The 26374-nt window shown below is 45.4% G+C and carries 28 protein-coding genes; 3 read left to right on the plus strand and 25 right to left on the minus strand.

Features of this window, described 5'->3' with window-relative positions:
- Window positions 1–64: 64 nt before the first annotated feature.
- Both gpAD87_RS18030 and gpAD87_RS18035 read right to left on the minus strand, forming a co-directional pair.
- The gene (locus gpAD87_RS18030) at window positions 65–2992 is read right to left on the minus strand and encodes an extracellular solute-binding protein (RefSeq protein WP_064639584.1); all 2928 of its coding nucleotides are present in this window, start codon (window positions 2990–2992) and stop codon (window positions 65–67) included.
- A 115-nt stretch (window positions 2993–3107) separates the two neighbouring features.
- Window positions 3108–4484 carry an ABC transporter substrate-binding protein gene (locus tag gpAD87_RS18035; protein ID WP_231952618.1) on the minus strand — a complete coding sequence of 459 codons (1377 nt, stop codon included), beginning with the start codon at window positions 4482–4484 and terminating at the stop codon, window positions 3108–3110.
- Window positions 4485–5005: 521 nt separating this feature from the next.
- Here gpAD87_RS18035 and gpAD87_RS18040 point away from each other — a divergent pair.
- Window positions 5006–6046 (plus strand): LacI family DNA-binding transcriptional regulator, encoded by a 1041-nt coding sequence (locus gpAD87_RS18040; RefSeq protein WP_231952619.1) that lies wholly within the window; start codon window positions 5006–5008, stop codon window positions 6044–6046.
- Between the two features lie 112 nt (window positions 6047–6158).
- Here the strand turns inward: gpAD87_RS18040 and gpAD87_RS18045 are convergent, their stop codons facing one another.
- From gpAD87_RS18045 to gpAD87_RS18130, 18 genes are all read right to left on the minus strand, one after another.
- Window positions 6159–7337, minus strand: a complete 1179-nt coding sequence (locus gpAD87_RS18045) for a DUF4272 domain-containing protein (protein ID WP_064639586.1) — start codon at window positions 7335–7337, stop codon at window positions 6159–6161.
- Between the two features lie 22 nt (window positions 7338–7359).
- Complete coding sequence (locus tag gpAD87_RS18050; protein ID WP_064639589.1) at window positions 7360–8580, minus strand: RtcB family protein; 1221 nt, start codon at window positions 8578–8580, stop codon at window positions 7360–7362.
- A 199-nt stretch (window positions 8581–8779) separates the two neighbouring features.
- On the minus strand, window positions 8780–9202 hold the full coding sequence (locus gpAD87_RS18055; protein ID WP_064639591.1) for a hypothetical protein: 423 nt from the start codon (window positions 9200–9202) through the stop codon (window positions 8780–8782).
- A gap of 107 nt (window positions 9203–9309) precedes the next feature.
- Entirely contained in the window at window positions 9310–9747 is a 438-nt protein-coding gene (locus gpAD87_RS18060; protein ID WP_063564138.1) for a GNAT family N-acetyltransferase, read from the minus strand.
- 39 nt (window positions 9748–9786) lie between these two features.
- The gene (locus gpAD87_RS18065; protein ID WP_064639593.1) at window positions 9787–10212 is read right to left on the minus strand and encodes a GNAT family N-acetyltransferase; all 426 of its coding nucleotides are present in this window, start codon (window positions 10210–10212) and stop codon (window positions 9787–9789) included.
- Window positions 10213–10287: 75 nt separating this feature from the next.
- Window positions 10288–10857 carry a CDP-diacylglycerol--glycerol-3-phosphate 3-phosphatidyltransferase gene (pgsA, locus tag gpAD87_RS18070; RefSeq protein WP_064639595.1) on the minus strand — a complete coding sequence of 190 codons (570 nt, stop codon included), beginning with the start codon at window positions 10855–10857 and terminating at the stop codon, window positions 10288–10290.
- A 155-nt stretch (window positions 10858–11012) separates the two neighbouring features.
- Complete coding sequence (locus tag gpAD87_RS18075) at window positions 11013–12938, minus strand: FtsX-like permease family protein (RefSeq protein ID WP_064639597.1); 1926 nt, start codon at window positions 12936–12938, stop codon at window positions 11013–11015.
- Complete coding sequence (locus tag gpAD87_RS18080; RefSeq protein ID WP_064639598.1) at window positions 12935–13690, minus strand: ABC transporter ATP-binding protein; 756 nt, start codon at window positions 13688–13690, stop codon at window positions 12935–12937. Before gpAD87_RS18080 ends, gpAD87_RS18075 begins: the two co-directional genes overlap by 4 nt.
- A gap of 100 nt (window positions 13691–13790) precedes the next feature.
- A complete protein-coding gene (locus gpAD87_RS18085; protein ID WP_064639600.1) occupies window positions 13791–14795 on the minus strand; it encodes a sensor histidine kinase in 1005 nt (334 codons plus the stop codon).
- Window positions 14792–15481: a response regulator transcription factor gene (locus tag gpAD87_RS18090; protein WP_064639602.1), complete on the minus strand. Its 690-nt coding sequence runs from the start codon at window positions 15479–15481 to the stop codon at window positions 14792–14794. Before gpAD87_RS18090 ends, gpAD87_RS18085 begins: the two co-directional genes overlap by 4 nt.
- A gap of 302 nt (window positions 15482–15783) precedes the next feature.
- On the minus strand, window positions 15784–16524 hold the full coding sequence (locus tag gpAD87_RS18095; RefSeq protein ID WP_064639604.1) for an SDR family NAD(P)-dependent oxidoreductase: 741 nt from the start codon (window positions 16522–16524) through the stop codon (window positions 15784–15786).
- A gap of 72 nt (window positions 16525–16596) precedes the next feature.
- A complete protein-coding gene (locus tag gpAD87_RS18100) occupies window positions 16597–17316 on the minus strand; it encodes a class I SAM-dependent methyltransferase (RefSeq protein ID WP_064639606.1) in 720 nt (239 codons plus the stop codon).
- A 267-nt stretch (window positions 17317–17583) separates the two neighbouring features.
- Window positions 17584–18090, minus strand: a complete 507-nt coding sequence (locus tag gpAD87_RS18105) for a GNAT family N-acetyltransferase (RefSeq protein WP_064639608.1) — start codon at window positions 18088–18090, stop codon at window positions 17584–17586.
- Window positions 18091–18120: 30 nt separating this feature from the next.
- The gene (locus tag gpAD87_RS18110) at window positions 18121–18594 is read right to left on the minus strand and encodes an NUDIX domain-containing protein (RefSeq protein WP_064639610.1); all 474 of its coding nucleotides are present in this window, start codon (window positions 18592–18594) and stop codon (window positions 18121–18123) included.
- Window positions 18595–18622: 28 nt separating this feature from the next.
- Window positions 18623–19147, minus strand: a complete 525-nt coding sequence (locus gpAD87_RS18115) for a YfiT family bacillithiol transferase (protein ID WP_064639612.1) — start codon at window positions 19145–19147, stop codon at window positions 18623–18625.
- Window positions 19148–19194: 47 nt separating this feature from the next.
- A complete protein-coding gene (locus gpAD87_RS18120) occupies window positions 19195–19734 on the minus strand; it encodes a GNAT family N-acetyltransferase (protein ID WP_064639614.1) in 540 nt (179 codons plus the stop codon).
- Window positions 19734–20276: a hypothetical protein gene (locus gpAD87_RS18125; RefSeq protein ID WP_064639616.1), complete on the minus strand. Its 543-nt coding sequence runs from the start codon at window positions 20274–20276 to the stop codon at window positions 19734–19736. Before gpAD87_RS18125 ends, gpAD87_RS18120 begins: the two co-directional genes overlap by 1 nt.
- Window positions 20277–20296: 20 nt before the next feature.
- Entirely contained in the window at window positions 20297–20545 is a 249-nt protein-coding gene (locus tag gpAD87_RS18130) for a hypothetical protein (RefSeq protein ID WP_064639619.1), read from the minus strand.
- Between the two features lie 517 nt (window positions 20546–21062).
- On the opposite strand from gpAD87_RS18130, the gene gpAD87_RS18135 reads away from it, so the two are divergent.
- Window positions 21063–21836 carry a sporulation protein gene (locus gpAD87_RS18135; RefSeq protein WP_064639621.1) on the plus strand — a complete coding sequence of 258 codons (774 nt, stop codon included), beginning with the start codon at window positions 21063–21065 and terminating at the stop codon, window positions 21834–21836.
- Between the two features lie 97 nt (window positions 21837–21933).
- On the opposite strand, the gene gpAD87_RS18140 is transcribed toward gpAD87_RS18135, so the two are convergent.
- Genes gpAD87_RS18140 through gpAD87_RS18150 form a run of 3 tightly spaced genes read right to left on the minus strand, consistent with a single transcriptional unit; the run spans window position 21934 to window position 23369 of the window.
- Window positions 21934–22224, minus strand: a complete 291-nt coding sequence (locus tag gpAD87_RS18140; RefSeq protein ID WP_064639623.1) for a hypothetical protein — start codon at window positions 22222–22224, stop codon at window positions 21934–21936.
- Window positions 22225–22236: 12 nt separating this feature from the next.
- Window positions 22237–22773 carry an AAA family ATPase gene (locus gpAD87_RS18145; RefSeq protein WP_064639625.1) on the minus strand — a complete coding sequence of 179 codons (537 nt, stop codon included), beginning with the start codon at window positions 22771–22773 and terminating at the stop codon, window positions 22237–22239.
- A 29-nt stretch (window positions 22774–22802) separates the two neighbouring features.
- On the minus strand, window positions 22803–23369 hold the full coding sequence (locus gpAD87_RS18150) for a DMP19 family protein (protein WP_064639627.1): 567 nt from the start codon (window positions 23367–23369) through the stop codon (window positions 22803–22805).
- 241 nt (window positions 23370–23610) lie between these two features.
- On the opposite strand from gpAD87_RS18150, the gene gpAD87_RS18155 reads away from it, so the two are divergent.
- Window positions 23611–24771, plus strand: a complete 1161-nt coding sequence (locus gpAD87_RS18155; RefSeq protein WP_064639630.1) for a glycosyltransferase family 4 protein — start codon at window positions 23611–23613, stop codon at window positions 24769–24771.
- A gap of 241 nt (window positions 24772–25012) precedes the next feature.
- Here the strand turns inward: gpAD87_RS18155 and gpAD87_RS18160 are convergent, their stop codons facing one another.
- On the minus strand, window positions 25013–25531 hold the full coding sequence (locus gpAD87_RS18160; protein WP_231952621.1) for an NUDIX domain-containing protein: 519 nt from the start codon (window positions 25529–25531) through the stop codon (window positions 25013–25015).
- Window positions 25532–25596: 65 nt separating this feature from the next.
- Window positions 25597–26259, minus strand: coding sequence for an HAD family hydrolase (locus tag gpAD87_RS18165; protein ID WP_064639632.1), 663 nt, complete (start codon window positions 26257–26259; stop codon window positions 25597–25599).
- Window positions 26260–26374: the final 115 nt, after the last annotated feature.

The following is a 26374-nucleotide window of genomic DNA, read 5'->3' on the forward strand; positions in this document are numbered from 1 at the left end:
TCTCAGGAGGACTGTTTTGTCCGTCTCGGAGTGATATTTGTGACACTGTTAACCCTCCCTCTGCTTACGGAAGACCAAATTCATTACGCTTGACTCGAATCTCGTCCTGAATATACTGGGTGTAATCCATGATGGATTCCCTGGCTTCTACTTGGCCAACAACCGTCTTGTAAAATGCATTGAACAGATGGCGTCCGGTAAAATAACCACCAGGTACTTCGGGAATTCCCTTTACCGTCTCGAATTGTGCTTTCAGATTCGCATAATCCTCAGCAGGCCACGGAAGTGAATCCAGCGCCTTGATGTTGGCTGTCGGATAACGCGCAGCCGCGCCCATCAGCCCCTCCATCTCACGACCAAACTCGGCCTGAACCGGTGTACTGGTCCACCACTTCATGAACTCCCACGCGGCGTCCTGATCCTTGGCACTCTCCAGCATCATGACCGCACTGCCGCCACCCGGAACGTCCCGATTCAATGTTCCATCCGGCTGCACCGTCCCCGGAACCGGAACAAATCCCCATAATCCACGGATTTCCGGTGCAAATACGGATAGTTGGTTATACATCGTGTAATCCGTCAGACCAATCGGCATCTGTCCTGTCCGGAAACGGTTGGCAAAGTCGTACTCCCGCTCCAGCTTGTAATCGGTATAAAACTCTGTCCACTTCTTAAATGTCTCAATCCCGATGCGCGAATCCAGATCGGATTCCTTACCGTCATTCCGATAGAAGGAACCGCCATTCTGGAGCAGCATCGTCGCGTATTGCGAATTAGGCGGAATGTTCACACCCTGCATGTTGGCCTGGGCCACCACCGGCATGCCAAACTCCATATGGTTTTTGCTCAGAATCGCAAGCAGGCTCTCGACATCATCCCACGTTTGAGGAACTTCAAGCCCCAACTCTGCAAGCACATCTTTTCGGTAAAACAACATATTAAAGGTCTGTGTCTCCGGCAAAGCGTACACGCCTGAATCATAGGCGTACGGTACGATGGCACTGTCTCTAAACTCCTGTTCTACCGTGGTATAGTCACTGAACTGGGTGAGATCCACCGCCGAGTTCCGCATCGCAAAATTCACAGGCAGATCATTGCCGATCTGCATCGCTACATCCGGTCCTTCACCCGATAAAGTGGCTGGCAACAGCGTACCCATGTTAACCAGCTTCAGATTGACGTTAATGCCGCTCTCCGGTGTGAATGTCTCATCAATCATCGCTTTCATCGTGTTCGCCTGATCACGACCACTGCCGATCCAGACCGTCACCGTGCGCTGATCCTCTGATGTGGCTACGTTCCCGATCTGGTTATAATCAATGAAGAACGAATGATAGAATGTCTTCGCTTCATGACCAAGCTTCGCCAACGGACCCATACCCGTTCCGGGAATGCTGCTGTCTAATGAAGCTACATAGAGTGCATCAATCTCAAGAGGTTGCTCACGAGCCTGCTGTACCCAAGTTCCCAGCCCGCCTGTGTTCGTTTTGTATGCGGCAAGTCTTCTTGGAATGGTATCCGGCTTGTCGATCATCTCATCCAGCTGTTGGGCCATCGTTTTGATCAATGCTTCCTGATCGCTGGACTGGCCTGACAGAAGACGAAGTTGCCCTGCCACTTCCTTCAGACGCTTGCTTTCTCCGCTAAATACCTCCAGCAGATTCGGAATCTGCTTCTCCACCCGATAATCCCGAAATTCATCCGGTTTGGTGCCTGTAATCATCAGAATTCTCCGGTACATGGAGTTCAGGTTGTACAAGCTGTCCTCCACATTGCGAATAAGTGGCGCGAAATCTCCTAGACTGTTCTCCAGCCGAATGACATGTTTGCCTTTATCCAACTGAAACTTGTAAGCTTCCTCACCGCCCAGCACATCAATGCGATAGTCGCTTTGGTAACGGAATGGCGCCTTCGTCATCTCCGCAAAAGGAATCTCGCCATCGATGGTCAGCTTGCGCGTGGAATAGATGCCTTTTACAAAATTTTGCTGAGCGGTAAAACCGATATGATAAAGTCCACTCTCCGGCACATCCACTTCCCATTCGATCCACTGTCCTGGCAGACGCCAGTTAAAACCACCAATCGTATTAATACGCACCTGGGAAGCGCTGTACGGAGCTACAGCTGAACTTGATCTTTCACTGGTTGGATATAACGTAGGTGAAGATTTGGCAACAGCCGCTTCCCCTTCAATTCGGATAAGCACATCCTTAGGCTGACCGGAAGAATCCGTCTGCCTGGAACCTGCGGTTTCCGCATAAGGAACGGCTGGCTTCTCATTGAATAGCCGTATGGATCGAATTACCATGGGTTCGCGAGAGGATTTTAGCGTTAACGTGTGCTTCCCCTTTTCCAGATAGAACTTAAATGGAGCCTGTTCATACCCGTCCGAGTCCTGAAATGTTTCCTCCATCCAGCGGGGCTTCTCCACTTGTTTCGGACGAAGATCATTGCCCTGATTATCCTGTTCAACAGCTTGTTTCTCATTGCCCCATACGCGGTCAAACTGCAAATAGGCGGCTTCCGCAAACGGAAGTTCACCGTCAATGTACAATGCACGCTCAATGGCCGAACTCTTGCCTTCTACGGGAAAATAGACAGCAGAGAGGTTGTACATCCCGGTTTCCGGCACGTCAACTACCCAGTCGATCCCGCCTGTCTCCCCGGTATGCAGCGATACACCCGGCTTGCCCTCATAATCATTCAGCTTGCGTACCTCTTCACCCTCTGCCCGTATGTAGTCTCCTGCTTCGATGGTCATATCCACATTTGGTCTTGAGGCCTCACCTGCTTGGGACAGATATTGTTCATATCCGTTCTTCTGCCTCGTCTGCTGCAAGATGGCATCCACCTCAATGGCAGGCAAACTGCCAGAAGGCACAACTGCACTCTTTACACCTGCACCGGAAGTAAGCAAAAGTATGACGCAGGCTGCCGCTGCTGCAATGACTATGGGCAGGATCCATTTCTTTCGTTGTAGAATTCCATCCATCCTACGAGCCCTCCTCATCAAGGCTGATGCCAGCAATGCCTAATTGGTAATACAGGAAAAGAGGTACCCGTGCGTGAGCCGGACACGAGGTACCCCTGTCTGAATCATGCTGGTATTACTGTTTGCCAAGTTTATCGACTGCCGCTTGTGCCTGCGCTTTATACTTCTCAGCTGTTGCTGTAACGGAAGCATTGTTTTTGATGATGTCGTTTACATAGTCACCGATTGGATAGCCCGTGTAGGCGTCATCTAGCAGGATGCGCCCCGTTCCTGCGATATGCTCGCGAATCATGGCGATATCCCTCTCGTCGGTATAACGGCTTTCCAGGTAATCCTGACCTGGATACTCTTCAATCTGTGGAATGTCGAAGGTTTCTTCATAGATTTGGTATACCATTTTAGGATCTTCCACACCTTTGGGAATGAATTTTGCTGAGGCAGCGTTGTTGGCGTATGTTACATCCTTGTTGCCCTGAGGACCGTTCGGAATTGGTACGACTCCAGCAGCAAAGGTGATATCGCCCAACTGCCATTCCGCAGCAGTGAACAAAGCCACATCTCCATCCTTGAATGTGTTGCTTTCCTCCCAGTTCGTTTTGTCGCCTGTTTTGACTTTCACAACATTCTCGACGTTATACAGGCGTTTGACGAATTCGGCAGCTTCAATCGTTTTCGGATCGGATAATCCTTCTTTTGAATGTTCGTCGTCTACGATCGTGCCGCCATTGGCTGCAGTAAAGTGACGAAGTACGTCGATGGCCCAGCCAGAGAACCCGTATACGTCAATTTTTCCGTCGTTATCCGTATCTTTGGTCGCCTGTTTCGCCAGTTCCATGAATTTATCCCAATTCCATTCGCCTTTGTTGTATAGCTCCTGAGGATCAGGCAGCGACAACTTCTTGAATAAGTCACGGTTATAGTGAAGTCCCAGACCGATGCTGGTTGGAGATTCAAATGCGTAGTAGTTGCCTGCGATGGCAGGGAATTTCGTGATCAGGTTTGCCTCTTGGTTGATGTTATTCTCAGCTGTGGTGAATTCGGAGATCGGAAGCAGTTGCCCTTTGAGGATGGCGGGTAATGCGGATTTGTACTCCATCTGAACGATGTCTGCGAACGGTTCGCCAGCTAGCGCTGTCGTGGTAAATTTGTTCATGTATTCTTCGAATGGCACGTTTACAAACTCAATTTTCACGTTGTATTTCTTCTCGACTTCAGCGATTTTATCCAGTCTAGCCTTATCCGATGCGGTCTCCCCCGCTGGCTTCAGATCCCACCAGGCCGCAACCTTGATGACACGTCCACCCAAATCAGGTACATTTACGGCCACTTCTTCTTTTCCGCCTTCTTTGTCTGTTTCGACGGTTCCAGTGCTATTGCCCGAATTCGCTGGTGCATCATCAGCTGGCTGAGCCGCCCCCCCACCACTGCAAGCGGATACAAAAAGCATTACGACCAATAACATGAGCGGCAAAACGTTCCATTTTCTAGTCACGATTTTAACAACCTCCCCGAATGTGTATACAAATCATGGTCCGGCATAACTCCCTGACTTTCATTTACCCTAATGAAATTCGACGACCACCACCATTTGTTATTTTACCGTTTGGTTTTGACAAACAAAATTTAACATAGCATAATGTAAGCGTCAACATTTTTATTGTTAACATTTTCTAATTATTCTGATAATATGCTGTTATATCGCTTGAAAAGCTTATGATATAGCATATTATCCGAATACCATTCTGAGTACTTCCATATCCAAAACGAAAATCATTTTTGATTATTTTGTTATTTTATAAAATAACAAAAAGATAATAACCCATTCAAAATTCGCCTTTTTCTCCTGCAACACATCCATTCGCCAAGGTCTATTTTCGTCGTTACATGTATGGAACACTAACATTTTCACTTCTACAGCCGTTATTAGATTAAGAGAAATACATCATGATATACTAGAAACAGCTTTATTGCACAATGTAAGGAATACGGCAGAACTACGAGTGTAAGGATGGTATGATGAAGACGAAGGTAACAATTCAGGAAATTGCACATTTTACAGGTCTGTCGAAATTTGCGGTCTCACGAGCACTGTCCGGAAAATCAGGTGTTAGTGAGCAGACACGGGACGTTATTCTTAAGGCCGCTGGCAAACTTGGATATTTCAAAGATAACAGCATGTTGTCTGGTGATATGTATAGCAGCAATGAACTTCAGGACCCGCAGAACACGCGGTGGAGTGGCACCATTTTGATTTTGTTTCCTAATGTTCGTTATCAGAATCAGGAATCCGTATATTGGGGGCCTGTCTTTAACGGGATATCCTCCAGACTGAACCAGAAAGGCATCAATATTCTTACTCTGACAGAGCCTTCTGCGGATCAACTGTTCACGTTGCTGAATCCGGATGCCATTCGGGGCATTATTACGGTTGGTTCTATCTCCACACCCATTCTGCTTGAAATTAAGCGTCTGGGCATTCCTGTTGTCATGGTGGATCATCTGGACCCCGTCTTTCACAGTGACAGTATTTTCACAGACAACTTTGCTTCCATGCGTGACATTATGCTCTATTTGCTGCGCAAGGGATTCAAACGGTTTCAGTTTGTTGGAAATACCAGTGATGCGCACAGCTTCTATGAACGATGGGTCGCCTATACTTCGGTATTAATGGGTCATGGATTGGAAATGAATCAGATCCCCGAACTAAGCAGCCCGGATGTGGATGATTTTCGCAAGACGTTCACTTCGGTCATTCATGAGGGGAATTTGCCTGAGGTTTTTGTCTGTGCCAATGACTTCTATGCGCTATACACCATCGAGGCTCTGGAGAGTATTGGGATTAGTGTACCCGACCAGTGCGTAGTCACCGGTTTCGATAATGTGTATGATAATATCCCTGTACTCGCCACAGTTAATGTGAACAAGGAATTGCTTGGTGCGCGTGCGGTTGACCAGATGTTATGGCGAATTGTAAACCCGGAGAGCAGTGTGGAGAAAAAGCTGATTCTTGCTGATGTGATGATTCGGGAACAGTACGGAAGACATAGCGGATAAAACGGCAAGGTAACCATAGACAGCAAAACACCCCCATAACCAGTATTCGACTGGCTTGGGGGTATTTGAATTTGAATGTCATATAAAAAATAGTTGATGTTAAAAGTCCATTCTACGTATCTGTCCGGACATCATCCCAATCTTGATCCAGATAACAGATCAGCCAATTCAGCGCACGGTGACGTTCGTAGGCCACTCCGCCATTCAGACCCCCGGGAGGTGTTTGCTCCTTCACACGACTGTCTACACACACCCAGTTGTACCGGTAGATTAGATCCGCTGCATCCAAAATCTCACTTTTGGAGCGAAGCTGTGCCCCGGCTACAAAGGCTTCAACATTGTCACATTGCTGCAAATACCCCACATCTTCTCCTACGTTACAAAGATTTACCGGAGCTCCAAGTTCCTTGACGTAGCCAAGCGCCCATAACATCACATGATAAGCCTCATATCCCCATGAAAAGGAGATAACCTCCTGATGCTCTGCCCCATGCTGCTCCACAAATCTTCTCTCCACAGGTGAAAAGAATGAAGCTGCATCATACTTGTCGATCACTTCCTGGACCAGCGCTGCTGTATCTTCTGCGCTCTCCCCCGCCCCCAGGCATTCACCCTTGAGAGCTGCAATACAGAGGGCTACCGCGCGATCTGCGACTTGTTCTACACTGCGGATCGTTGTATGCTCATCCCCCGCTCTTGCAGGTAAATGAACATTGAATGGGATTCCTTGCTCCGTTAGAAGCTGCTCGGAGCGCTCTTTACGCTGCCTTGCAGATTCCGATGGGGGTCTGACATCATCCAGAAAACTGGTGTGTGCTGTCACTTGGTAATCCTCTACTTCGGATTCTCCGTTGACATCCAACAGCAGCTGACCTTGCGCATTCAGCAAGGAGCCACCTCCCCAGAAGATGACTGCATCCAGGGCATCGGCCAGATGCAATAATTCATTAAAGAATTCTTCGGAAATGTCTTCTTCTGTCTCGATCCCAACAACCATATTCAGTGTAGAGCATTTAATAAGTGCCTTTTCCTGTAGCGCAACATTCTTTCCCTCAATCTGACTTAGAAATCCCAGCATCCCCTGAATCATTGCAGTAAATTCTTCAGGGTGGGTCTGGCTCGTCATGATATTGAAGCCCTTCGTCTTTTTACTAAATAACTTCTTGCGCGTGACTTGAATATGGGTTTTGTCTTCCTTACGCTCAATTGTATCCTGAGGGTATATGGATTGAATCATTTCCAACAGCTGATCCAGATCAAACTGCGAACTGTATATTGCACAATTTCTCATGAGGTTCACCTTCTACTTTCAATTAGTCCTTATACGGGTCGAATTCATTGCCTCCGGCCATTGCGACACCTACGGGACGCAGGATATGGTTGATTTTCAAGGTATGCGCATGCGCATTCAGCACGTCCTGCAGCTTCTTGTACACAAATGGACTTTCATCCGTTCCTGCACCCCGAAGCTCCACACCATAGGCACGAATCGCCGCTTGCATCTGTTCCTCGCTGATCTCGCCGCCCATGCGTGTACGCAGCTTGTAGTTCATTTTGCCAGCCGCCTGGGTTCGGCTCATAGTGCGTCCTGCACCATGAACGGTGCTGCGGAAAGACTCGGTATTCTCTTCGCTGTGGATTCCTTCCACGATCACCGAGATATCTCCCATGCTTCCGCCCACAAAACCGAGCTGGCCCGGTGCCAGCGGCGTTGCTCCTTTGCGGACCACCACCACGTCTTCGCCCATATGCTGTTCTTTCCAGGCAAAGTTATGATGGTTATGAACCGAATATTCTGCGCTCGCTCCGAGGATGCCGAGAACCTGCTCAATCACATAATCGCGCCCTGCATACGCATAACGGCCTGCCAAAGTCATCCCGTCCCAATACATATCACCCATTTCACTCTTGAGGTCAAACAATGTCGGTGGTTGATCCATTGATTCTCCCGGCGCTTTGCCACTAAACGCACGTCCGGCAGCCAGATTCAGAAAACCACTGGCGACCTTATGCCCGAAGCCACGACTGCCAAAGTGGTTTGCAACCCATACTTTACCCGTCGCCTCTTCCACAAAAATATCGACAAAATGATTGCCACTGCCTACCGTCCCGAGCTGGTTACACGCGAGTGTCTTCAACTTGTGCTGTAATCCAGACTCAATGGAATCAAACAGCTTCCAACTGGCATCGTCGAACAGCTCATGCTCCACAGGATTTGGATTGTTGCGTCCTACACCGAAGGATATGGTTGCATTAATGTCATCCATAATGACAGCAATCTGATCCCGTATATCATCCCACATCAGGTTGGTGCGCACAGCTTTGTTACCGCAGGCAATATCATATCCAACCCCAGACGGACTGATCATGTTCCGGTAGGCAACCACGCCCCCGATGGGCTGTGAATATCCTTTGTGATGGTCTGCCATTAGAGCCACGCCCAGTACATCTCCATACTGCGAGCAAGTCACCGCCTGACTTACCGCATTCTCCAGCGGCTCCCCCCAGACTTTAATGTTATCTAAGATACGCATGATCTGGTTAACCTCCTTTTGTCTTCATTAAAACTTACAATTAAATATGTACATTGAAATATATAGGTACCTGCCCACAACTTTCTTTATTTTACCAAAGAGGGACCCTTCCCGAAACTATACATTCCTTCAGCTCAAAGATATCCGTATAAAGTAAAAAAAGAGAGCTAGGCTCTCTTTTACATGATCAGTCCCTATTTTATTTCTTACTGATCTTAAACTTGAACTCCCACGTCGCTGTGTTATCCGAATAACGGCCTCTGTTCTCCGTCACGACAACCGATAGAGTCTTGTTGATTGATTTGGTAATGGAGGAAACCTTAACGTTCATACTTTTGCTCCCCAGATCAGGGATTTTGTCCTGCTCTTCGGCATTCGCTTGTAATTTCAGCGTATCTGTAGGTTTCAGATTCAACGTGACCGACGAACCCTCCTCCAGGCTCTTGCCGTTCACACTTGCCCCTATGGCCCATTCATTACCAACGGAATTGTTCTCCACCAGTTCTGCACTGACAAGCGTCACGGTCACTTTAACCGTCTTGGCAGCGGCATAGGATGTTGGGGAACATACAGCGAATACCAAACTAAGAATCATCAAGACATTAGCCCATTTTTTGAACACGAGAGTGCCTCCCTCATATCAGTTCATTAAATTTCAAGACTATGCCTTATTCGCCCTGCTCCTTAAGTAGTCCTTCTACTTATTAGACATTTTCCGTGATATATTGATTAATTAAAATGCTTCCGATAACCCTGAACTTTCTCATCTTTAAAGCCCAGCTTTTCATAAAAAATATGAGCCTCTTTCCGCTGATCGCCAGACACCAGAATCATGTATTCACATCCAAGATCTCTCGCAATGTGCTCAATCTGAAGCATAAGCTTCTGACCAATTCCCTGTCTGCGTACCCGATCGGATACAATCACATTCTCCACAACCATGAAGGGATTGCACTGACCCGCCAGATCCATACATTCAATACCCATAACCGATCCGGCCAGTTCGCCGTCGTAAAATGCACCGAGTACATGGTAGTGCCCATTTTGCTGGATATAATGAAACATCTTCTGCATCTGTTGTTCATTAGTCGGTGTACCCATCAATTCGTTGTATAATTGGCTTAGCGCCGGTAAATCCTCAAGTTCGATTGCTTTAATGGTAACCATAATACCCCTCCTGATTTGTCCTATTTCGCATACGTTGTCTTAAGTTAAATCCTTCTTAAAATAATAATGATGGTGTCCGGTCGGTGCATTCTCGATCGTTGTGATCAATTGGTAGCCATGCTTCTTGTAAAATTCCGGTGCTTGATATGAGAAAGTGTTCAACATGACAAAATCACAAGATTTCTCTCGCGCAATTCGCTCAACTTCAAGCAACAACTGAGAACCATATCCCCGATGCCGTTGTTCAGAATCCACCCAAAGAATATCAACCTCCAGCCAGTTCCAGCAAAGTGTACTAAGCACTCCTGCAACAATCTCGCCGACCTCATTTTTGATATTGAAATTTAATTCTTCGTAACGATGCCTTAATTCCTCGCTCACATGCGCAGCATTAAATGCAATGAGTTGCTGACGAACATATTCTGAATCCTCTGAAGTACTTGAATTGATGTTTATTTGGGACATCCTCTTCTCCTCCTTCTCGTCATTACTTCGTGGTAAACATCTGAATAGGACCTTCCCAGTCAGGGCAGGGGTTCTTTATTTCAGTAGTCTATAATTTACTAAGATATAGTTCAATCCTGAGAACAGCGTAACTCCTGCCGCCAGCCATAATAAAATCATATCAACCCGCACATCCATCAGCAAACTGAACGGAAAATTATTCAATAATACAGCGATGATGGCTGCCACCTGCAGCACCATTTTGATTTTTCCATATCGATCAGCAGCCAAGGCAATTCCCTGTTCACTCGCAATCATACGCAGTGCTGTAATGACAATTTCACGTCCAATGATGATCACAGCAATCCATGAACCGATCAGATTCTCCTGAACCATCATAATCAGTGCAACCGAAATCAAGAGTTTATCTGCCAGTGGATCAAGCAATTTCCCCAGATTGGTGATCTGATTATATTTTCGGGCCACATACCCATCCAGCTTATCCGTACCCGCAGCCAGTGCAAAAATAATAACGCCAATCACCAGACCATGCTGATCCAATAGTTCACTCGACTCCTGTATCCATGATGGCAACGGGATGAAGCACAACATAAATAAAGGAATCAATGTCATTCTTGCCAGGGTAATTTTGTTAGCCAGGTTCATGGAAAACCTCCCTCTACTTCACTCCAGTATGTTGTGATTTCTCCACCCTTGCACCATCCTCCTTTTTTTCACAAAAAAAGAAAGGACAGACTGTATATCATACAGCTGCCCTTCTTCCGATTTCTTTAATATATTCCTCTGTTGCCATCCTCTGTCTACAATGATTCCTTAATCACTCGCTTGTAATACCATATGGACAACAGGCCGAAGATGGAATACAACAACGTATACACTATCATAACGATTACAGTCGGTGTGGCAAGTTCTGTACCGAAGAAAAACCAGCCTGATTTCACGGCAAAATAACTATGGCTCAGTCCCACAACAAGGGGAATGCCGAAATTAAAAAACTGCTTGAACTGAATTCCGCGTAACAGATTGCTTTGCGTAAACCCGAGTTTGCGCAGAATCGTATAGTTTGATTTCTCTTCTTCGCTCTCATTCATTTGTTTGAAATAGAGGATACACCCGGATGTAATCAAGAAGGTGAGTCCCAGGAAACCAACAATGAACATAATCAGGCCCATACTGGTACGTTGATTATTTCTGAACTCGATCTGGGAGAAGCTTGGGGCCTTCAATTGCAGATCTGCAAAAATAGCATATGCATTCTCGTCTTGCCTCGAATCTGTAATTTGCACACCGTAATAATCGGTCGCTTGCCCTTTTTGAAGTTTTGGATCAAGATCCTGCGCAAGCTCCGCATAAACCGATTCATCCACAACCGCTACAGGCGTTCCTTTGGTGTAATACACGGGAAGCACGCCCTGTTTCGTGGTTCCGGTTAGCTGCTGGTCAATCGTTTTCTTCAACCCGTGAAGAACAACGGGACCTTCATCCTTAATAGAAAAGAATTGCTGAATCACATTGCCATATCCCATGAAAATAACTTCGCCTGGTTTCAGGTCGATGTTATCCACCATGCTGTCACTTAACACACTGCTGAACAATCGATCTTCCGACAGGGAGTCATTCATGACCTTCGATGCATCAATCTCAATATATAAAGGTTGTCTGTGCTTTTCTTCATACGGAATTTGTTTGTTATCCAGCTCAGCTACAAAACGATCCTTTACCTCAGCCTGAGCAAATGAAAAATCTTCCGGCAAGCTTTCCTTAGCTTGTGCCTCTGCCGAATAATAGGAAATGTAACTGAGCGACAACAAACCTATGGCGAGTGCCGATACGGTAGTAATAATGGTCAGCAGCAAGGCATTCGACCTCATGCGAAACATGATGGAGGATAACGACAATACCTCATTAATGGAGAGATAGCCTTTTTTACTTTTGCGAATCAGATTAAAGAGAAAACTGACGGAACCTTTATAGAACAGATATGTCCCCAGAATAACCGAGAACAAAATCAAAATCATGGTGTACATTAACTGCTGCATATCCAATTTCTCGACGCTGAACAGCCGTGCAGACAGGATGTAACCGAACACGATGAGAGCAATACCCAAGATGCCCATCAGAATCTGCCCCACAGATAACTTCTGTACCTGGTGCTCCGTTGTAGAAGATACTCGGAAGAGCGAAAGAATGCTTTGAGCTCGGATAAACGTGTAATTCATCAGCATGATGAGCAAATACATGACAGCAAAGACAATCAGCGTTTGCAACAGCGCCAGCGGTGAGAAGTATAGTTTCGTTATCGCATCAACGCCAATAATTTTGAACAAAATCATCAATATCAGCTTGGAACCCAGAAACCCGATTAGAATGCCTATTACCATGGAACCAAAGTAGAGAATGCAATTTTCCGCACTCAAGATGCCAAATATTCTCCCCTTCGTCAGTCCGATCAGTTGAAACAAGCCGATCTCCTTACTGCGCCGCTTGATAAAAATTGTATTGGCATAGAGCAGAAAAATGCCCACAATGACAATCAGTAACACGGACGAGGCCCCTATCGCGGCAGCCCCTTTCGTTGATTCAGCAACCTCATTCATGGAGGGATCATACTGCAATGTCACAAAGGAAAAATACAGCGCCACACTAAAGATCAGGGCGAAGACGTAAAGATAATAATTCTTTAGGTTTTTCCTCAGATTGCGAAAAATGATGTAGTTCAGACTCATGGCTGCACACCACCCAATACGCCCTGAGTTTTGATAATATCGTTGAAGAAGGATTGCCGGGACTCGTCTCCTTTATTTAATTGAGTGTAGATCTGACCGTCCCGAATGAAAATCACCCTGCTGCAATAACTTGCGGCAAACGGATCATGTGTAACCATAATAATCGTAGCCTGATGTTTCCTGTTCATATCACTCATTTTGCCAAGCAGGTCCGAAGCCGATTTGGAATCGAGTGCACCTGTCGGCTCGTCAGCGAAAATAATGCTCGGATCATGCACAAACGCACGCGCAGCCGACGTCCGCTGCTTTTGTCCACCCGAAATTTCGGACGGATATTTGTCTTTCAACTCGTATATGCCCAGTTCACGAGCGATTTGTTCGAACTTCAGGTGTGCCTCATGCTTCGGAATACTCGTAATCGAGAGCGGCAGCAATACATTTTCCTTCACCGTGAGGGTATCCAGCAGATTATAATCCTGAAAAATAAAGCCGAGATGATGTTTGCGGAATTCAGCAAGCTGTTTCTCCTTCATACCGGTGAACTCCTGACCCTCAATGTCGATCGTGCCCTGGCTTACCCGATCGATCGAAGAAAGAACATTCAGCAGCGTCGTTTTCCCCGAACCCGAAGGCCCCATAATCCCAACAAATTCGCCTTTACTTACCCCGAGATCAATCCCCTTGAGGACTTCCTGTTTATTTAGTTTGTTGCCATAGACTTTATGAATTTTTTTGGCTTCCAGTATCCACATATCCCACTCACTCCTCTTTGGTATATCTCCATCATAGGCGGGATGCTCCGATTTATCGTGCGATTCACCGAACAAAACCAAAAAGCATGTGACAATGTTGTCACACGCCTGCTAGGTGGATCATGTCATTTTTTCTCGGGAAGGTTAGTTTGACACTAGTGCCCTCTCCGGGAGCAGACTGTACTTTAACGTCTATACGAAGTGCTTGTGCCACCTGTCGGGTCAAATACAAGCCCATTCCCGTTGCCGTTCCTTCCAGTCTACCCTGAGTTGAAGTGAAGCCTTTATCAAAGATACGTGATAAATCCTGCGCTTCGATCCCTCGTCCATAATCCTGAATGGTCAATATAAAGTGCCCATCCTGTTCCTTGCTTTCAATGACAATGTCAGAGGAATGACTATATTTCACCGCATTGCTAAGCAGCTGCCGTATGATAAAACCTAACCATTTGCTGTCGGTCAGCACCTTTGTCACATCTAATGACACGTCGAAGCCAATCCGTTTGGATATACACCATGACTTCAAAGCTCTAATCTCGCCAATCAAAATCGGTTCAAGCTCTGTTTCTTCCACAAACAAATCATTATGCATAAATGGAATACGCTTCTGGTGAAGCTGCTGATCGAGCAGTTGGTGAATTCGCAGCCATTCATACGTCATCTGACCCTGCAGCTTGTCATCATGCATTCGCTCAATCATTAATTGCAGCGCGGTTAAGGGCGTCTTCACCTCATGAATCCAGGACAGCATCTCATCCTTTTCTTGCTCCAGCAAAATAAAATGAGATGAGGACTCCTTCCGATAACGTTCGGTCTGGGAAGTCACGGCATCGTGCACAATCCGTTCATAAGGACTTTCAGCGATATCCAAATCCCCTGGATCATAGGTATGATCCCAGGCAGTTAATCTTTTGTAGAAACGAGTCTCTCTTGGATATCTCGCCCAGATAAAAACGATGCATACCACCACATTCAGCACGACGATATAGGATACGGATCGGAATGGAATGGACGTGTCGATATAGGCTACAAATAAAAAGATGAGCTGCATGCTTATAAGCAACACTAACCAGCTTAGCTTTTCCCGTATGTACTTACCAATCATGTTTCCGCCTCTTCTGTTGCCATATAGCCCTGACCAACTTTCGTTTCGATATAGCCATCCAGATTTAGCGGCTCCAACTTCTTGCGAAGGCGATTCACGTTGACCGTGAGTGTGTTGTCACTCACAAAATGTTCATGATCCCACAGACTGCGAATCAGGTCTTCCCGGGTCACAATCTGATTTTTGTGCTCCACTAGCACTTTGAGAATGAACATTTCATTTTTGGTCAAAAGGACAGATTCATTGTTACAGGTAAGTGTATTTTTCACATATTCAATGGTAGCCCCACGCCATGTGCGCAGCTCAATCCGCTCTGTATTGTAGTTATATACCCTACGCAGGATCGCCTGGATCTTGGCAATCAGCACATCGAAATGGAAGGGCTTCTGGATAAAATCATCTGCGCCCAGATGCATCGACATGACCATATCCGTAGGATGATCACGTGAGGACAGAAAGATAATCGGTACATTGGAATGGGCTCGGATCATGCGACACCAATGAAATCCGTCATACTGGGGAAGCTGGATATCAATGATGACCAGCTGTGGCTGAATGGCACTGTATTCCTGCATCACTTTGCCAAAATCCTGCACGCCATACACGTCATACGACCACTGGGATAACCGTTCTTTGATTTCACTGAATAACGATTCATCGTCTTCAATGAGCATAATTTTAAACATATTTTCACCACGTTTCTGTTCTTCTTGGGTATTGCCCGAAGCATATTGTTTGACAATCTACGGGGGACCGTTCCAGATACGGATCGTTCTTCCGATCGCTGTTGTCTCCAAATTTCCTTTATTAAATTTATTTAATGTAGAAATTAGGTGACAAAGGCGAACGCTACCGCTTCTTCAGAATCGATTCCGTCTCTTCCACTCCTGCCGCTATTACATAGAACAATACAAATTGTCGAGGCAAAGTAAAATCCATAGTCTCTTACCAATTTAGATGAATCTAAACGTTTATAACTTTTAATCTGTTATCCCTCCATAGTATGGAGGACCATGCTTGGATCACTGATTTCTTCCATCCGTTCTATCAATTGCTTTGCGACTTTTTGTGGTGATCTTAATTGGCCTGCTTCATAGACCTGACCGAATACCTCAGACAGTGCAAATTCCTCTGCACTTTTGCCTCTTGCCACAGCCTGTAGCTCAGTATCTACCATCCCTGGATCGAATGCAATCACTTCAACGGGATTGGGTTGCCCGGATTGTTCCATCGCTACGCACTGGGTGAACATGTTTATTCCAGCTTTGGAGGCACAGTAAGATGCCATTGAAGGTGCCGGATAACTGCCTGACCCGGACGATACATTGACTATTTTTCTGCGTGTCGTCAGGTGGTTGGTATGTTGTATAAAAGATGAAGTCAGAATCATAGGCGCTGCCAAACTGATGTTCAGATTAAGACTGATCTCCTCTGCACTGCACCGATCTATCGATTTCAACGGTTCCAGCATCGCTGCATTGTTTATGAGCCCGATGAATTCAACTTCTTGCGGTAGAATCTGTTTCAATATGTGTGAGACAAGATCGTCGATGCTATGAATATCTGTCAGATCAAACTGAACATGCTGGTAACGCTCGTAAGCTTCCTCCAAGTCAGACGTTCCGCGTGCAATACCGTAGACGTGATCTCCCTTTTCCAATAACAATTCCGCAAGCTGTTTGCCGATTCCTTTGGATGTACCTGTAATGATAAAATACCTTTGTCCCATATTCTCCCCGCCTTTCTCTCACTCTTTGCAATATTGGTTAAACACGTCAAATCTATGATCCTTCATCTATGACTACACGTTTGGTTTTCTCCACAATGTCACCCATAAGATGGGCAAGCCAAAACAATCTTCATCCTGATCCATCGCCTTCATCGGTCGCAGCTCCACGCATTCAAAAGGATCTTCCAGCAAATAGCGAAGCTTTTCCTCCGTAAAAGCCAGACCACCTTTCATCGACTTCTCACGGTATACCTCCCAATCGTCCATAACGCTCTCCGGTCCACCCTGACCGCCAAATCCTGGAGCAAAGCAGGTCATTCCAAAATACCCTCCAGGTTTAAGTCCGTTCTGAATCTTCTGTATGTAGGGAATTCGCTGATGTGGCAGCAGATGGTGAAGACAGCCCGAATCATAGACGAGATCGTACTCTTCATGTGGCGTGAGTTCTAATGCTGATTTGCATTTGAAATTCACTTCAAGCTGTTCCTCCACAGCTCTTTCCTTGGCCCAGGCAATGGCTGTCTCTGAAAGATCATAAGCATCTACTTTATAACCCTGACGTGTTAGATATATTGCATTTCTTCCCGGGCCACAACCGAGCTCCAATGCTTTGCCCCCAGGTAATATTCCTGAGTTTACATGTGCTACCAGATTTTCATCCGGTTTGTTTGAAAAAAAGGGAATCGGCCGGTCTCGATCCTCGTAAAAAGGTTCCCAAAATTGCTTCGCTGATCTGAATTCTGAGTCAAGCATGTCATATAGATCCTGGACATTTTTAATCGTCTTCTCCATAACCACATTCCTCCTCAAATCCATATAAATTATCCTTCATATCCCCTCTTATGTTTCGCTCTCTGTGCTCACCATTTGCCCGCTTCATCACGGTTTATACCCTAAATCAACTACCCTCTATTATAACATTTTCACCCAATCCAACTCTATTTTTCTTGTAAGATTCGAGCCGAAAACAGTCTGATTATATGTAAAAAAACGCTGTTTAGAAGAAAGTAATTCCCTGTCCTCTCAACAGCGTTATAATCCTTTTTATTCAGAATTCGATCAGCTTAACTTCTTCGTTAAATAGAGCACTACATCGTCGTCGATGATCGTTTCATCGCCCCATTTTAGATAACGATCATGCTTGTGAATGCCCTGTCCATCTGGTATATATCCACGACGGGCATACAGAATTTGAGCTTTGCCATAATCGGAGAACACCCCGACACCAATCCCGGCAGTTTCGGTTCGCTCATGAATGACTTCTTCAGCCCGGTCCATCAAACGTGATCCAATTCCCTGACGCTGATACTTGATCAGCACATTGAAATCATTAATTTCCGGAATACCCTGTTCCCTGAACGAAGGGTAATACGAATTCCACAATACATTCACGTAACCGGCAAAAGCTCCATCCAATTCCGCTACCAAAGTCACCCGCTCACCATTCTGCTGTTCTGCAAGATATTGAATGTACTGCTCCGCCGATTTCGCCCAACCCTGTTCCTGGAATGCCTGCGAAATTACGACCGGATCGCTCTCATCCAAAAGTCTGATATGTATATTCATCGATGTAATCTCCTTAATATTATTAGATACTTAAATGTTATATTTACAAAAAGTCAGATCTACAAAGTGTTCGCGTGTCCCTTTGGCAGAATATATTGACCATCGGTGTAAAAAAGAATAAAACATGTCGCCAAAATTCATGCCCTCTGGTAGTGTATCTACCATTTTCATTGCACCTATTTCGGAGTTAGGTTCCAGCGATAGAGCACGGAATTTAGTAATATTCGCATAATAAACCATGCCGAATCTTCCATTCATTTGATAGATTCCGAAGGGTTCCAGGGTGAACTTCAGTGCCCCTGTCTCTTCGTACAATTCTCTTTCTGCAGCCCTAAGAACTGACTCGTCAGATTCACGATTACCTCCGGGGAATTCCCAGCCTCTGCGTTTAAGGTTATGAATAATGACGTATTTTCCCTGAAACTGAGTAACCATGATGACATACTGAATCTCTTGTTCCAATTCATGAAATCCACTTAGATCCAGCCACTGTTTCTCTATCATCAGAAATCACACCTCACATATTTCACTGCTAGATTCCCAACCTGCTTCTAAGCGACGTTATATGGGTAACGTGGTGTCTGCCATGCCATGCATATACGCCCAAATTATAGTCCAGTCTGGTCGTTTCTTTGGATGCAGGGTGATAAAAGGTTTTGGCATAGTCTGCATCCGTTAATGTGTTTAATAGCGCTACCCAACGTCGATGCATCGCATCTAGGATTTGCAGAGAAAACTCGACATCCAGTTCCCGTGAATCACTCAGTTCAGCCCATCGTTCCTCGTAATATGGTCTTATCGTAGGGTTATCCTCCGTCAGTGCCAGCTTGAAACGAACCAAGCTATTCATATGGCTATCTGCCATATGGTGTATGACCTGTTTGAGCATCCAGCCACCTTCCCGGTAGGGTAACCTCAATTGTTCTTCACTCAATCGGTTAACCGCTTTGCGGGCGCGCTCCGGCAACTCCGCAATATCCTGAATCCACTGCTTCCGCTGCTCTGATGTAACCTCGCCTGTATGTTCAAATGTTCCAATCGGGTACCTCAAATCCATCAATCATTCCTCCTTGGTTAAATGGTTTAAATATACACATTGCACTCCTATGGGGCATACTCCATCAGCCAGCAGTCTCTCATTTTCCCTTCGTGCAGCTCATGTTCTGGTAACAGTCTGACCTTCCTGAAGCCACACTTCTCGTAACAGGATATGGCTCGTTCGTTCCATGATTGCGGGTCCATGACCACTTTCCGAGCTTGCTTATCATTGACCAGATAGGTCATCATGGATTGTACTAGTTGTGTGCCAATACCGCGGTTCCAATAATCAGCTTCTCCAATAAACTGATCTGTTCCATAGATGATTTCATCGGTGTCTCCATAACCATACTCATTCCGTTCTTCCTCCTCCAGTTCATAGAACTGGATATAGCCGATCGGTTTACCTTCGTGTTCAACCATACAACGATTTGCCGTATCCTCTTGTCTATAAAAGTGATCTCTGACCAAATTCAGATCATGTGGCTGATCACGGCCTTCGTAATATTGAAGCACTACTGGGTCAGACAACCATTGAACAAGGAACTGCTCATCTTTTTCATCCAGTAAACGTACCGTAATCTCATTCCATTGATAGATTAGCATCACTCTGCGTACTCCTTAATGATTTCCAGAGGCTCTCCTGAGACCCAGCTCAGGTCTTTGCCCAGTAATTTTTCCTGATGAACATAATAGATCATCGGTTGCCGAATCAGTTCTGCCTCATCACCCAAAGGATGAATGGTAAAACGCACCTTGTACGTGCCCACCGCATCAGGTATGGAGAACCCTGCAAATTCAGTAATCGCTGTTGATGACTGCCTCTGTAACACTTGACGAAGAATCTCTTCCATTGCACCTGTGCTGCCGACGGAAGTAGGTCGAATAAATCGGTTGTCCTGTTTGTCATAAAAAGATATTGAACCCCAGCCAGCTACAAGGGGATATATAGTGTGCTGACCTTTATCTTCTTTTGTGCGTGTAATGGCTAATTGCACCTCGTATTCATCCGTAGCTGTCTGCCGAATCGTGCCCTTCATGTTAACATCCTGCGCTGTAATGCTTGGAGCCAGATTATTATATACAAGAAACACTGCTACAATAATAATTGCAATACCAGTTAGCCAAAATATCGTACTTTTTCGCATGTTTTTAACCCCCAAGCTGGTTAAGCGTAAGTCTGAATTAATTCACTCTCCATTAGCTTCTGTGTAACGCTGTCCAGTTCCGGAGAAGCAGACCAATCACTATCTGTATTCAAACCATATTTAATCGTATGGATAACGCTATTAGCTGACATATATAAATTATGGTGTACTCCTGGTTGCACAATGATGTGATTTCCTTCGCCCATAACTCTGATTTCAAGCGTCTGATCATTCGTAAAATTTGCATAAGCGATCCAACCAGACTGCACAACATAGAACTCGGTTATATGGTTATGGAAATGGCTATTTTGCCATGCTCCCTGAGATGAAGCTATCGTTCTGCAATATTAACTACCATCCTCTGAAACCATTTTGTATTTCCGTTCTCCATTAGCCATCTGCTCGAAGGTGGTAATCACGTTATCTGGTCCTAAATTTCGTTCTAAAGTTTCTCTATCCAAAACACAACCTCCAGATCTGAAATACGAAGTCAGGCATTCATATTTTATAATCTTTCTTTAACGCCTTACGGCCTTCCAGATATATTTGTGCTCACGCACAGCAAGTCTCCCATCCCCCGAGAAGAAAATCCCATATTAAACAACATTCGACACAGACAAGTCGATTTTCCTGTCCATAGGTTAACTTTTTTCTCACTTAAAGAGTTTTATCTATCCTCATCTTGTGCTTGTTAAAATTTGAAACGCTTCTCTCGTAGGCGCCGTATTATGCTCGAAGTCGTATTTTGCCACTTGGATAAACCAATAGGATGTGGAGGTTGAATGAATGTCTTTTTTTAAGAAAATGTTAGCCAGTGTAGGTGTTGGAGCAGCCAAAGTAAATACAGAATTACATACACCTGAGGTTACGCCTGGAGGAGTCATCTCTGGGATCGTGTACATCGAGGGTGGAGACGTGGAACAGAATGTAGACCGAATCTACCTTACGATCAAAACCCATTACATACGGGAGCACAATGATCGAAAAGTAAATGAAACTGCCGTTGTAGCCAAATACTTGCTTACAGAAGGTTTTATTTTACAGCCTGGCGCCAAACTGGAGAAATCCTTCTCCTTTGATCTACCTGAAAATCTCCCAATTACACTGCATCGTGCAGAGGTATGGGTTGAAACGGGCCTCGATATCTCAAGCGCCATGGACCCCTCAGACCGGGACAGACTCCATGTAGTTCCTACAAAAGATATGAACACTGTGCTTGATGCGATTGATCTCCTTGGTTTCAAGCTGCGTGAAGTGACCAACGACTATGCTCCAAAGCTTGGTGGTAATCTTCCATTTGTACAAGAATTTGAATTCGTGCCAACGAGCAAGTTCCGTGGTTATTTGGATGAGCTGGAAGTACTGTTCTACCCGATGGGAGATTCACTGGAACTGTTGCTTCAGATCGACCGCCGCGCACGTGGACTCGGTGGCATTTTCTCGGAGGCGATGGGGACGGATGAGAGCTTTGTCCAACTGCATCTCTACGAGAGACACCTTGCACGGGGGGCGCATTCGGTTGCCCAAGGTCTGGAAGAGGTCATCTCTAAGCATCTATAATCTATTAAAAATAGACCCAAAAACAAAAAACAGTTCTCCTACCAACTTTCATTGGTGTAGAACTGTTTTTTGAATATGTTCTTCTTTTAATAAACAATCAGGAACGCTGTGTCCAGCGCTGTATCCCCGATCGAAGTCCGTAGTATGCAGCAGCAAGCAAGAGAAATCCAACAGCAGCGACCAGAATCGAAGTAGTATCCCAACGGGCAATGGAGCCAAAATCAACCTTCGACTCCAACGATGTGACGGATGAAGCGTTGTTCAGCATTTCAGGTGTATGATTCAGCGTCATTAACATTCCTTGAATGACATTCCAAACCATAAAACCCAGTGTGAATAGCAAAGTTACCAACAGGGACTCCATACCTAATCGTTTGTTGATACTCATTATTTTGCCTCCTCATTTACGGTTTGACAACACTTTGGAAGTTATAAAATTCACTACATCATCTGTTGTTTGGCCATCCGTCTGAATGTGCTCTTCAAAGCGTGCTCCATGGAATGCTTCGACACACTTAACCGCTTGTTGAAAAGTCCATCCATCAGGCTTATCCCCGCGCTTCAACAATCTCTCATGTAATGTTTCCATAGATGTCATCAGGGTAAAATGAAAAAGGTCGGCGTCGAGCTCTTTCAGACCCCGATGGATATAACTGAACTGCTCGGACTTGTAGATGGTCATCGGAACAATCAGATGTTTGTTATACTTCTGCCTGATTTCACGGGCGACTTTCACGGTAAGGACTTTCCACAGCTCCATATCCTGAAAATCGTCCGTTTTCTCCACTTCCATTCGAACGTCATCCGCGATCACGTTTCTTAACATGTATCCAATCTCTTCAGGATCGTAGATCATACTGTTCGGAATTAACGGCTGCAGCTTGGTTGCAGCAGAGGTTTTACCTGAGCCAAATGCCCCATTAATCATCACAATCATAGTGACGTCCTCCTGCGTGTCAGATTCAATTAGACAAAGAGGTGCTCCAACTCCTGTTTCAGGCGATCTTTGTTCGTATCCACATATTGATAAAGGAGTTCAAATACCTCTTCATTATCCGATTGCATGCTTAAATTACCCGCTTCCAGCTCCACCTGTTGCAAAACCTCATGGATCTGTTGTCCATGCGTATTCAGGGTCGTCGTTACATCCTGTTCGGAGAGTGCATTCACATTTTCTCTTAACTGCTCAGGTGTTACACCAGTTTCGGATAACATATGCTGGATGTTCTTCAGAATCTCTGCATCAGCATCATTGCCTATGCGCTGCATCGCTTCCGTCGTTTCACCCAGAAAACGCCCACTCAAATTTTCAAGAAAACCAGTAATGCCGCTCATGGATAGCTCTGTATCCAGATCTATGATCAGGATGGTATCTCGCAATACCTGTGGAAGTTCAGGTCCACACTCCCGAATGGTCGCAAATTCCGCGCGATACAGATCCATGGCAACACTCCCCACCACTTCCTCACCCGACATGCTGTCAAACTGATCCAAGGGTAATAATTGCTGCAATTCTTCCTGTAATTTGTTCATCTCTCTGCCTCCTGTATCTCTCTATCTACATAAGTTGGACCAATGATTTCACACAGGTCCACTATAACTAAACGCCTATACATCATAGCAGAATATGTTATATAAGTTTATCCGATGTAAGTTTGCACCAGATCACTTCCCCGCACACTTTACACGGAATATGGATAAAGTTAACCTTCACTTGACCTTTGGAAAATGATCCGCTGTTATGATCTTCTCATCAAGAGTCTTGGGAGGGGTTATGATGCGCCTGGCCTTGTTCACCGACACCTATGTTCCGGAAACCAATGGTGTTGCCGGTACGCTGCACCGCTTGAGTAATCACTTGAACCGCAAAGGCATTGAGCATCTGTTATTCACACCACAGTCTGTTATTGAAGGCAACGATGCCGCTCCGGTCCGTTCGGTTACCAACATCCCCTTTTTCCTCTACCCGGAATGTCGTATTGCCTTACCTAATCGAGCAGCCATTCATCGGGAGTTAAAGACTTTTCAGCCAGATTTGCTGCATATCGCCACTCCGTTCAATATGGGTCTTTTCGGTCTCAGATATGCGCTCAAGTATCAGCTTCCACATGTCATCTCCTACCATACTCACTTCGATCGGTACCTCGAATACTACAAGTTGAAAAGCGTCATTCCTCTCTACTGGAAGTATATCCAATGGTTCCACCGAGCCTGTGATGCAACATTGACACCGTCTCAGGAGACCTTAAACGCATTGCAATCAAAAGGTATTCAACGTCTGAAGTTATGGTCCCGCGGGATCGATTGCAGCCTGTATTCACCTGATAAACGAAGTTCCGATATCCGTACTCGCTACAATATAACGGCTCCTCTAATTCTGCTCTACGTTGGACGAATTGCCCCGGAAAAAGATATCGCTACCCTCACCCTTGCCATGCAGCAGTTGCCAGAACATATGCAAGCCCGTGTACACTGGATCATTGTAGGCGATGGGCCATTGCTCCCCAAAATGCGTATGCAATCCCCACCCAATGTCACCTTTACAGGGTATCTGCATGGTGAAGAGCTTGCTGCTATGTATGCTTCGGCAGATATCTTTGTGTTTCCTTCCTCAACAGAAACATTTGGCAATGTGGTGCTGGAAGCGATGGCTTCGGGATTGCCGGTTCTCGCTGCGAATGGTGGCGGTGTAAAAGACTTGGTCACACATCATCGAAGCGGTGTTCTGTTCAAGCCAGGCCATGCGGATGCATTGATTCGGGAGATATGCCTCTGGGGAGATCATATGGATCAACTGAGGAATATGGGTCTTGAAGGCCGAAAACTTGCTGAACAGCGTTCGTGGGATCACATTTTTGACAGGTTGGTCAGAGATTATGAGGAAGCCATTGAGAATCGGAGAAGACGCACGAAAGATCGAATCATCACAGCTTGATTTTCATTAAATAAACCGAATTGAATAATGGATGATCACTGCTGCTCCAAGACCCACCTGTTGAAGTTTGGATATTCATATCCATCATCATTCCAAAAAGAGAATTTATATTCAATACGAGGTATTAAAAAAGAGCGGGGATGGTTAATATCCTCGCTCTTTATAACAGTCGCCTACAGACGTTAAACGTATAGCTTTTTCGATCAGAGATATGTCCCTTTCCCGGTCAAGACGTCTAACATTACACAACGGGTTCAAAGGATATCGTATCTTGCATAATACTCCATTCTACCCTTGGTTTAGCCGTTGCCCCTTCTCCATTCAGGACATTCCCGATCCATATCTCGTCGGTCTCCTGATTCTGCAAAAAGTGCCGGATCGCAGCTTTAATCAGAATGGATGTATGTAAATCCAGCAGTTCATCCAAAGGAATCCAAAATAAATCCCCTTCATCTGATGGAATAAAGGCTCGATGTGTCGTCTCACCAAAATATACAAACTGCTGCCGAACTTCACCGTCGCTATACTGCATCAAAACATATCGAAGACGGAAATTTTCAATTTCCGCTTGCTTGAACCCCGTCTCTTCTTCAATCTCCCGGTAACTAGCGGTCATTGGTGAATTAAGCTCGCCGTGCTCCAGATGCCCGCCAATACCACCCCAGAACTCAAAATCAAACAGCCTGCTGCCTGCCTTCTTCATCATTAACATGTCGTTGCCATTACTCAAAAATGCCGTAGCCATTTGTCTGATCTCCATGTGCACCTACCTCACTGATCTGTTATGTAATATTGTGTGGTTTGAATCTAATCTGACGATATTTTCTAGAGTAGGCCTTTTAATTCACCAAGATGCTCAATAGCATGTAATGGTTTGGTTGTAATGCTGTCCTGCCAAGGCTGATTGACCTTCATCCAGATCGTGCTCATGCCTACTTTTGCCGCTCCTTCAACATCATTGACGGGATGATCTCCAATGTAGATACACTGCTCGGCAGAGAGGTTGAAATGATCCAATGCCAATTTGAAAATACGAGGATCGGGCTTTTTGACCCCAGCCTCTTCCGAAACGATAATATGATCAAAATCATCCCGGATTCCGAGTTGATCGATTTTGCCGTACTGAATCTCAGTTTTACCATTGGTGATTAAACCTGTTTTATATTTTCCTCTTAGATGCTGAACCACTTCTCGCGCCTGCTCCATCAGAACAGCACTTCTCACATACTCTCTGCCATAGAACTTCATAAGCTCCGCGTGAGGCGGATTTTCAGCCCAAGGTAATTCATGGAGCAACTCGTTGAACAACACATCTTTGTCCTTGTAACCGTCCTCATCCAGCTCAATAATTCGTTTAAGAATATCATCTGTAGTCTGAATATGAGCAAAATAAGTGTTGATCAAGCTCTGGCTGAAGCCTTCAAAGGTACTTGTTCTGTTGAGAATTGTATTGTCTAGATCAAAAATAATTGCTTTAATATGATCCATCGTCATACTCCTCCTGTCTGGTCTTAAAAACGTTCTTTCCTTAATAGTTGCTCCAGTTTCCGATTGGTTTCGGCCTGCTCTTGAATTAAGCGTTTCGTATTACTTTCTATGCTGA

The sequence above is a fragment of the Paenibacillus sp. AD87 genome (assembly GCF_001659845.1).
GTDB classification, from domain to species: Bacteria; Bacillota; Bacilli; order Paenibacillales; family Paenibacillaceae; genus Paenibacillus; species Paenibacillus marchantiae.